The sequence below is a fragment of the Streptomyces sp. NPDC002018 genome (assembly GCF_042890865.1).
In the GTDB taxonomy this organism is placed as follows: Bacteria; Actinomycetota; Actinomycetes; order Streptomycetales; family Streptomycetaceae; genus Streptomyces.
Map to the genome: position 1 here is coordinate 168,884 of NZ_JBIASO010000008.1, position 7,981 is coordinate 176,864.

The window sequence follows — 7,981 nt, forward strand, 5'->3', positions numbered from 1 at the left end:
GGCGCCCCGGCCGGGGAAGGAGCCCCCGGCCGGGGCGTTCCGCGGGGGTGTCGCGGGTCCGTCAGCCTCGGCGGGCCAGCAGGACCTGGACGGTGTCGCCCACGGCGCGCTCGCCGGTCGCGTCCGACGTGATGTTGACGAGCTTGCCGCCGACCACCATCGCGCTGGAGCCGCCGCCGTCCAGGTTGAGGGCCTGCTTCGCGCCCAGGGAACGCATGAAGCGCGCGGCCTCGCCCAGTGTGAAGCCCTCACTGACGCCCGGCTGACGTCCGTCGACGGTGACCAGGAGCAGCCGCCCGTGCCCGTCGATACCGGCCATGGTGCGGGGCTGGCGCACGTTCGACCAGGCGAAGCCGAACGACAGGTCCAGGGGGTCGAGTGTGCCCTCGGTGGCGGCGTCGACGGCGATCCGGCCGTTCTTCACCAGGGTCGGCGCGGCGCTGACGATGCTGTCGTGGGCACCCAGCTCGACCTGCCGTCCCGCCGAGTCACGGATGACCTCCCGCACCGAGATCCGCTCGCCCTCGTGGCCCTGGGCCGACAGCCAGTCGGCCGCGCCCCCGATGCCCTGGAGGACGGAGCCGCCGGCCGGGACCGTACCGCCGCGCGGGCCCGTGGAGACCACGCGGTCCCTGGAGTCGAGCACCACCTGGACACCGGCGCCCTCGGGCAGGGCGGCCCGGAATCTCGGGGTGAACTTCACCAGGTCGTCGGGCAGGGAACAGGTGGTGTCATGGCGGGCCAGCTCGGTGGGGGCACCGCCCGGACGGCCGCAGTTGCGCACCTTGCCGGGGAGCCGGTTGATGCCCTGCACCGCGTACGCGGACGACTTCGCGCGGGCGGTGACCGTGGTGGACAGATCGGTGATACGGGGATGCCGCCCGCCGTCCGCCAGGATCAGCGCGGCGCGGGAGCCGGCGGCCATCGACTCCAGCTCGCCGTCGTAGGCGGCGATACCGGCCACCGTGCCCTGCACACCGTCCGCGTCGGAGGTGATGAAGAAGCCGCCGTTGACGGCGAGCAGGGAACCGTTCTTCACGGCGACGGAGGACGTCGTCCCTCGGTCCGCGACGTTGCCGTCGTGGGTGCTCGCCACCGTGCCCCGGAACCGGGCCGGGTCGATGACCGCGACATGGACGCTCTCCCGGTCGGCGAGCTGCCGGCCGTCGTAGCCCGTCCACTCCACGGCCGTGCGGAAGCCGCCCGCCGAGACGGCCTGGTTGGTGCTCTGGGCCTCGGCCTGGGTGGCGTACGAGCCCACCCGTAGCTGCCAGCCCATGGTGCCGCGCGGGGTGTCCGCGTACTCGTCCCAGACGACCCGCTCCACGCGCGGCGCGAACCCGGCGGCGCGCAGTTGCCCCTCGGTGGTGTCGGCCCAGGCGCGGTCGCCCAGCGGGGCCCAGGTCGCCGCGCCCGTCAGCCGGTTGACGGCCGGAGCCTGGATCGTGACCGTCCAGACCGGCCTGGCGCCCCTGTTCTGGATGACGCCGGTGCGCACCTGGACGCCGGGCGCCACGGTGTCCGTCGTCCACCGCACCTGCTGGAGAGCGGTGGCGGGAGCGAGGGCGGGAGCGGTGGCGGGAGCGAGGCCGGGAGCGAGGCCGGCAACGGGAGCGGTGGCGGAAACGGAGGCCGCCGGTACCGCGACGGGCGCCGTCGGCGCGACCGCCCGCGCCGCTCCGGAGACGGTGAGGGTGTTGACGGCCGCGAGCAGACCCGCCACCCCGAGCGCGATGCCGGTCCGCAGGGTGCGCGGGGCCGCGTCGCCGCCCGCGCGCGGCTGCTTTCCGTCCTGGTCGTACATGGTTTCCCCTAGCAAGTTGGTGCTCGACGCACGTGGTCGCTCGGGGCGGTCCGGCCGTGGGGCGGGCCGTCCCTGCGATACGGAGGCCATCCCAGCCGCGTACGGGGGCCATCGCGGTAACGGCCAGGGGCGACGGGCAGAAGGCACGGTGAAGGAGCATCACCGGTCGGCGAAGGACAGCACCGGTGTGCTGAGAGGGGTCGTCGCGCGTCGCTCCGGCAGCGCTACGGCGGAACAGGCGCCCCTTGAGGTGTGGGGCGCCTCCGGCGGGTGAGCGGTTTCTCGATGAGATAGTGCGAGGCCGTCGCCGCCGCGAACGTGGCGGCGACAGCGGCCGGTACATGCCAGGTGCCCAGCCCCAGGTCGGCCATCAGACGGCCGAGGGGGTAGTGCCACAGATAGAGGCCGTAGCTGAGGTTACGACCGATCCAGGCCAGCGGGGCCAGGGACAGGACACGGGAGAGCAGACCGAGCGGCTGGAGTTCCAGCGCCGCGACCACCGTGGCGGAGAGGACGGCCGTCAGCAGGAATCCCACGGTGTACCAGGGCGCCGTCCAGGCGCTGGTGCCGGTCATCGGCACCTGCCAGGCGATCAGGGCCAGCATCGCCATCGCCGGCCAGGCCAGTCGGCCCGCCCATCGGCGCAGTGCGGCCAGCCGCGGGTCCTGCGTGTCGAGCCGGGCCACCACCAGCGCGAGCAGCGCGCCGACCAGCAACTGGTCGGCGCGCGTGTCGGTGCCGTTGTAGATGCGGTGCGCCGCGGACGGACTCCACAGGAAACAGCGCCAGAGCAGCGGCAGCAGACAGAGCACCACGGCCCACAGCAGCACGGTGCGGGGCCTGAAGCGGCGCAGGAGGAGCAGCAGCAACGGCGGCCAGAGCAGGTAGAACTGTTCTTCCACCCCCAGCGACCAGGTGTGCCCGAGGAGAGCGGTCTCGTCCGTGTAGGGGCCGGGCTGGGCGGCCCGGACGATATTGACCAGGAACGTGGCGGACAGGGCTATGGACGCCCAGGCACCGTCGAAGCCGCGGAGCCGGGTGGTGGCCGCGAGGACGGCGCACAGCGCGCAGACCACCAGAAGGGCGGGGACGAGCCGCTTCCAGCGCCGCCAGTAGAACGTCCGCATGCGGACGGCGCCGGTGCGGGCGAACTCGACGAGCAGCAGCCGGGTGATGACGAATCCGCTGATGGTGAAGAAGACGTCCACGCCCAGGGCGCCGCCCGGCAGCGGCCCGTCCTCGAAGTGGTAGGCCAGGACCAGGAGGACGGCGAGGGTCCGCAGTCCGTCGACGCCCCGCACCCGGCCCTTCCGCGATGCGGACGGGAATCCGTGCCCGCCCCGGGCGCGCCGGTCGTCCGGCCGCGGCGGGGCCAGGGTCAGGGTGCCCCCGGTCCGGACGCCGGAAGCGGCGCGGCCGGGTGGCTCGGCGGCGGGTCCGTGTCCGTCCGGTCTGTCCGAACCGGGTCCTGATGCAGTCGGAGTGCTGTCCACCTCGAACACGTGCCCAGGAAGCACACAGGGATGCGATCGTTCATCCAATTCTCAGGATCATTAACCCATTCAGCGGCATCTCAGACAAACGCGCCATAGCCAGAGCGTGACCGGCGCCTGTGGTGTGCGCGGCGCACCGCGAGCGGCCCCCACGAGGTGTCTCACCGCGTGCCGTCCGCGGACGCCGGCCTCCACCGCCCTTGCCCCCCGCCGGACCCTTTCGGGGAAAGCCCGAGGGGAAGGCCGGTCCTGGCCGACCGTCCGACATCAACACCCTCTAAGATCCACTGCTGTTGAGGAGCGGGACCAGGTCTGCGAGGAAACGAAGCACCCATGTCCGAACAGACCTCCGAGGCGTTCCGTCGCACTCTCGCGGACCGCAGCCGCCGGATCGTGGATTCCGACGCGTTCACCATGACTGTGTTCTGTCTCATCGCGGCCAACGCCGTCCTGCTGGGCGTCGAGACGTACAGCGGTGTCGTGCACCAATGGCACCACGCCCTCAAGGCCACCGAGTATCTCTTCCTCGGCGCCTTCAGCGCCGAGATCCTGCTGCGCGCCGCCGCCCACGCCGACCGTCCCAAGGACTTCTTCCGCGATCCCTGGAACGTCTTCGACCTGCTGGTCGTCGGCCTGGCCTGCACCCCGTTCGCCCGGGAGAACGCCACCGCGCTGCGGCTGCTGCGGCTGGCCCGGGTGCTCCGCGCCGCGCGGTTCCTGCCCCAGTTGCGCATCGTGATCGTGGCCGTGGGCAAGAGCCTGCCCGGCACCCTGAGCTTTCTGCTCGTCGGCGCGCTCCTGCTGTACGTGTACGCCATGGTCGGATGGGTGTTCTTCGCCGACGACGCCCCCGAGCACTACGGTTCCCTCGGCCGCGCGGCCCTCACCCTCTTCCTGCTGATGACGCTCGACGGCCTCGGCGACGCGGTCCGGGACGGTCTGGAGATCTCCCGCTGGACCTTCGTCTATTTCGCCTCGTTCGTCCTTCTCGGCTCGTTCCTCCTGGTCAACCTGCTCATCGGCGTCGTCGTCAACTCCCTGGAGGAAGCGCGGGAGATGGAGGCCGAACAGGACCGGCCGGACACCGGCCCCGCCGCTCACCCGGAGGAATCGGAAGAGGCGCTGCTCCGTGCCCGGATCATCGCCGCGCGCCAGGCCCTGGACGCCGTCGAAGCCCGTCTGTCGGCGCCCCGGCCGACCTGCGGATGCGGGAGCGCCGTGAGCTGACCCGGCACGGCCCCGCCCCGCTCCGCCCCGCCCCGCCCCGCCCGCACACGTCTGTGCGGGGCAGCCCCGCCCGCACATGCCTGTGCGGGGCCCCGTCGTGGGAGCCCCGCACAGATCCGCCGCCGGTCGCCGCTTCGTCAGCGAAGCCGGGCCGCGATCACCTCGCACCGGTCGCGCGGATAACGGTCTGCGTCACCGTGTTGCCCCGGGCGTCGGAGGCGTGAACCCGTAGCGAGAGACAGCCCGCCGCCGGAGCGTGCAGCCGGGTCAGCGCGCCCCGGGCCGGGCTGCTGAGCGTGGCACGCCGCCACGTACGGCCGTCGTCGTAGGACAGTTCGACCCGGTCGGTACGCACCGCCGCGACCGACGCCCCCGCGATGTGCGACGGTGTGACCAAGAGCTCGGCGTCACGGTCGGCCTTGCCGTCGGACGCGGTCCGGATGCCGTAGTCGACCTGGACCAGGGGCAGTTGCCGGACCTCTCCCGCCGTGGTGGCCGAGAAGGTGAAGCCCCACTCGGTCCTGGTGGCGGTGGACCAGGGGTACCCCTCGGTCCGCTCGGTGGTGATCACCAGCCGGTACGCGGCCGGGGCCGACGGCACCTCGGCGCTCAGGATATAGCCCGGCGTCCGCGCGACCAGTGTGTTGACCCGGGGCCGCTCCACGGGGCCGGACCACTGGACCTCGGTGGTCCTCCCGGCCGGACAGGTCACCAGACCGGACGCCTGGAACGACTGGATGCCGACGTTGGCCTCGGCATCGTCGCTCTGCGGTACGTAGTGGATGACGGCAACCTTGCCGCGGGGTGGGCCGCCGGAGTCGGGCGCACGGTGGCGCACCCCTCGGACGGCCGACCCGCGGCCCGGCATTCAGCGAGGTGCCCGACCCCGGCGGTCGCTACTTCCCCGCACGGGTACGGCGCCACCGACCCCGGCGCCGCCCCGCTCAGTGGTTGCCGCGCCTGGTCGTCTTGCGCCAGCCGAAGGGCCCCGGCAGATCCATCGACGTCGTACGCCGCCCGGTACTGCTCGACGTGTGCCGCGGCCCGTGCTTGCCACCACCCGTGGTGATGGACCAGGAGCGCTTGTTGATGTTGAGTCGCACCCCCGGCAGGATGCGAAAACTCTTACGGAATGTGATCGGCATCTGCGCCTCCTCTGTCAGAGAGGCGACTGCCCCCAGAACGCCGATGCATGTACGCCGACCAGCGATTGACACCCCGTCAGGGCCCGGCCGCCCTCCCCCTGAGAGCCGGACAGACCGGGACTCGGCACCGCCCACGACATGCCCGGCGGCCGTTCCGGGCGCAACCGCTCCTCGGCGGTCTGCCACGCCGTCGGCGCGGCAGGTCGGCCCACCGCTCCGGATTCGTACGCTCGTCGGGTACGGGCGAGGCCCTCCCCGGGTGCGGGGAGGGCCTCTCAGGTGCTGTTCGGGCAGGGGCCGGCCGGCGTGAGCGGTCAGAAGCCGCCGCTGCGGATCCGGTCACGGATCCAGATACCGGCCTCCTTGAGGACCGAGGTGCCGGTCCACTGGCCGCGGCCGCAGGTACCGGTCTTGAAGACGGCGCCGGAGCGGTTGTCGTCCGAGTAGTTCCAGTTGGTCCAGCTGATCTTCTTCTGGGCCATCAGGTCGATGTACCGCTGCGACTGGGCGAAGTCGTTGGCACCCTCACCCGCGAAGTCCTGGGTGCCGAACTCCGTGACGAACATGGGGATGCGGTCCGCGGCCCGGGAGAGCGCGTTCAGGTACTCCGCCTTGTGGGACGCGGCGTAGAAGTGGAAGGTGTACATGATGTTGGCGGCGTTCACCGGGTTGTTGACGACCTCGGTCTCGTTGGCGCCGTCGGAGACGCCGAGCGAGGACCAGGCGCGGGTGCCGACGAGGACCACGCCGTCGGGGTCCTGGGCCCGGACCACCGGGATGATGGTCTCCGCGTAGCTCTTGATCCGCGGCCAGGTGACGCCGTTCGGCTCGTTCGCGATCTCCCACAGGACGTTGACCTTGTCCTTGTGGCGCCGCGCCATCTCGGTGAAGAAGGTGCGGGCCCGCGCGGTGTTGGCGTTGGGATCGCCCGGTGTGAGCTGGTGCCAGTCGACGATCACATACAGGCCGCGTGCGGTGGCCTGGTCGACGATCCGGCTGGCGAGGTCGGTGAACCTGGCCGGGTCGGTCTCGTAACCGCCCTCCTGCACATAGGTGGAGACGCGGAGGATGTCGCCGTTCCAGTCGTTGGCGAGGGCGTCCAGCGAGCCGTCGGTCACACACTGCGCGTACCACTGGGTGCCGTGGGTGCTCATCCCGCGCAGTTGGATCGGGATGCCGGAGGCGTTGCAGAGCTTGGTGCCGCAGACGCGCACCTTGCCGTTGACGCCGACGGGGGTGTCGGCCGCGGACGCGGCCCGGGAGACGCGGTCCTGGCCGTCGGCCGAAGCGGAGGTACCGGCCTGGGCGGTGGCGCCGAGGCCCAGGAACAGGGCTCCGGCCAGGGCGAGGACCGCGGTGGGGCGCAGCCTCTTGAGGAGCGATGCGGGCATGGCACGACCCTTCATGATGCGGACATGACAATCCGGGGTGGGGGGTCCATGGATTCGTGCACTCCACGGGGTGGCACATGAAAGTTAGGATTGTTTCCAGTTAGTCGTCAAGGGCTGGGTAAAGATGTGGTCCAGAGGGTGGCGCCCGGGGCCGACTTCCGCCTCGGACGCCGCCGTTGGCGCCGTCGTGGGTCCTGACCTGCGGCGATCCCGCTCACTCCGGGGATTTTCACCGTCGGTCGCGCGGCCCTCCGGGTCGCCTTCAGCCACGCGGAAGAACTCGTGCGCCGTGGTCGGCACCCCAGGTCGGGGGGGCCGCCGCCCGGTGAGGGGATGAGCACCCGGGCGACCGGCCGGCCCGGGGACCGAGCGCCCAGCCGTCACCGCTCAGGCGCGCCATGGGCGGTCGGTGGGGAGTCGGGGCGATCGCGCCTGTCGTCCTTGAGACATGTCCCATCCGCGCCACGCGAATGCGGTGACACGCCCTCCGCACTCACCGGATTCTGTCGGGTACGTGACCATCTTTCGCACCACGAGGAAGGCGTGGGACGGATGCGTGGACTCCGCTCCACGGGCAGCGGCAGCACTGGGCCTCGCGCCGAGTGCCGGTGCCGGTGCCGGTGCCGACGCCGGGGCCGGGGCCGACGCCGTGGCGCCGGTGTCCGCACGGTCCAGCACGGCGGACACACCGCCGCGTACGGCCGGGCCGTCGAGTGATCGTCCCGGGAGCGGACGGTGGCCCCCGCGTTCGCCGTGGGGCAGCCACATGGACCCGGGCGGTGTGGAAGCCGCGCCTGCCTCCGTGGGGGTGGGCAGTCGCGGCGCCGCCCGGAACGGTGGGGGCGGCGGGGGGCCCCCCCCCCCCCCCCCCGGCGCGCCCCCCCCCCCCCCCCGCCCCCGGCCAGCGGGGCGCGCCCCCCC

The 7,981-nt window shown here is 72.3% G+C and carries 6 protein-coding genes; 1 reads left to right on the forward strand and 5 read right to left on the reverse strand.

Translation table 11 applies throughout. The features are described from left to right. Positions 1–61: 61 nt before the first annotated feature. Both ACFYYH_RS15615 and ACFYYH_RS15620 read right to left on the reverse strand, forming a co-directional pair. Positions 62–1,804, reverse strand: coding sequence for a phosphodiester glycosidase family protein (locus ACFYYH_RS15615; RefSeq protein WP_388550845.1), 1,743 nt, complete (start codon positions 1,802–1,804; stop codon positions 62–64). A 224-nt stretch (positions 1,805–2,028) separates the two neighbouring features. Beyond that, complete coding sequence (locus ACFYYH_RS15620; RefSeq protein WP_388550848.1) at positions 2,029–3,105, reverse strand: acyltransferase family protein; 1,077 nt, start codon at positions 3,103–3,105, stop codon at positions 2,029–2,031. 525 nt (positions 3,106–3,630) lie between these two features. Here ACFYYH_RS15620 and ACFYYH_RS15625 point away from each other — a divergent pair. Next, complete coding sequence (locus tag ACFYYH_RS15625) at positions 3,631–4,524, forward strand: ion transporter (protein WP_388550851.1); 894 nt, start codon at positions 3,631–3,633, stop codon at positions 4,522–4,524. Positions 4,525–4,681: 157 nt separating this feature from the next. On the opposite strand, the gene ACFYYH_RS15630 is transcribed toward ACFYYH_RS15625, so the two are convergent. The 3 genes from ACFYYH_RS15630 to ACFYYH_RS15640 form a co-directional block, all read right to left on the reverse strand. Next, positions 4,682–5,362 carry a hypothetical protein gene (locus ACFYYH_RS15630; protein ID WP_388550854.1) on the reverse strand — a complete coding sequence of 227 codons (681 nt, stop codon included), beginning with the start codon at positions 5,360–5,362 and terminating at the stop codon, positions 4,682–4,684. Between the two features lie 106 nt (positions 5,363–5,468). After that, positions 5,469–5,669 (reverse strand): DUF4236 domain-containing protein, encoded by a 201-nt coding sequence (locus tag ACFYYH_RS15635; protein WP_388550857.1) that lies wholly within the window; start codon positions 5,667–5,669, stop codon positions 5,469–5,471. A gap of 314 nt (positions 5,670–5,983) precedes the next feature. Next, entirely contained in the window at positions 5,984–7,060 is a 1,077-nt protein-coding gene (locus tag ACFYYH_RS15640) for a glycoside hydrolase family 5 protein (RefSeq protein WP_388550860.1), read from the reverse strand. Positions 7,061–7,981 lie beyond the last annotated feature (921 nt).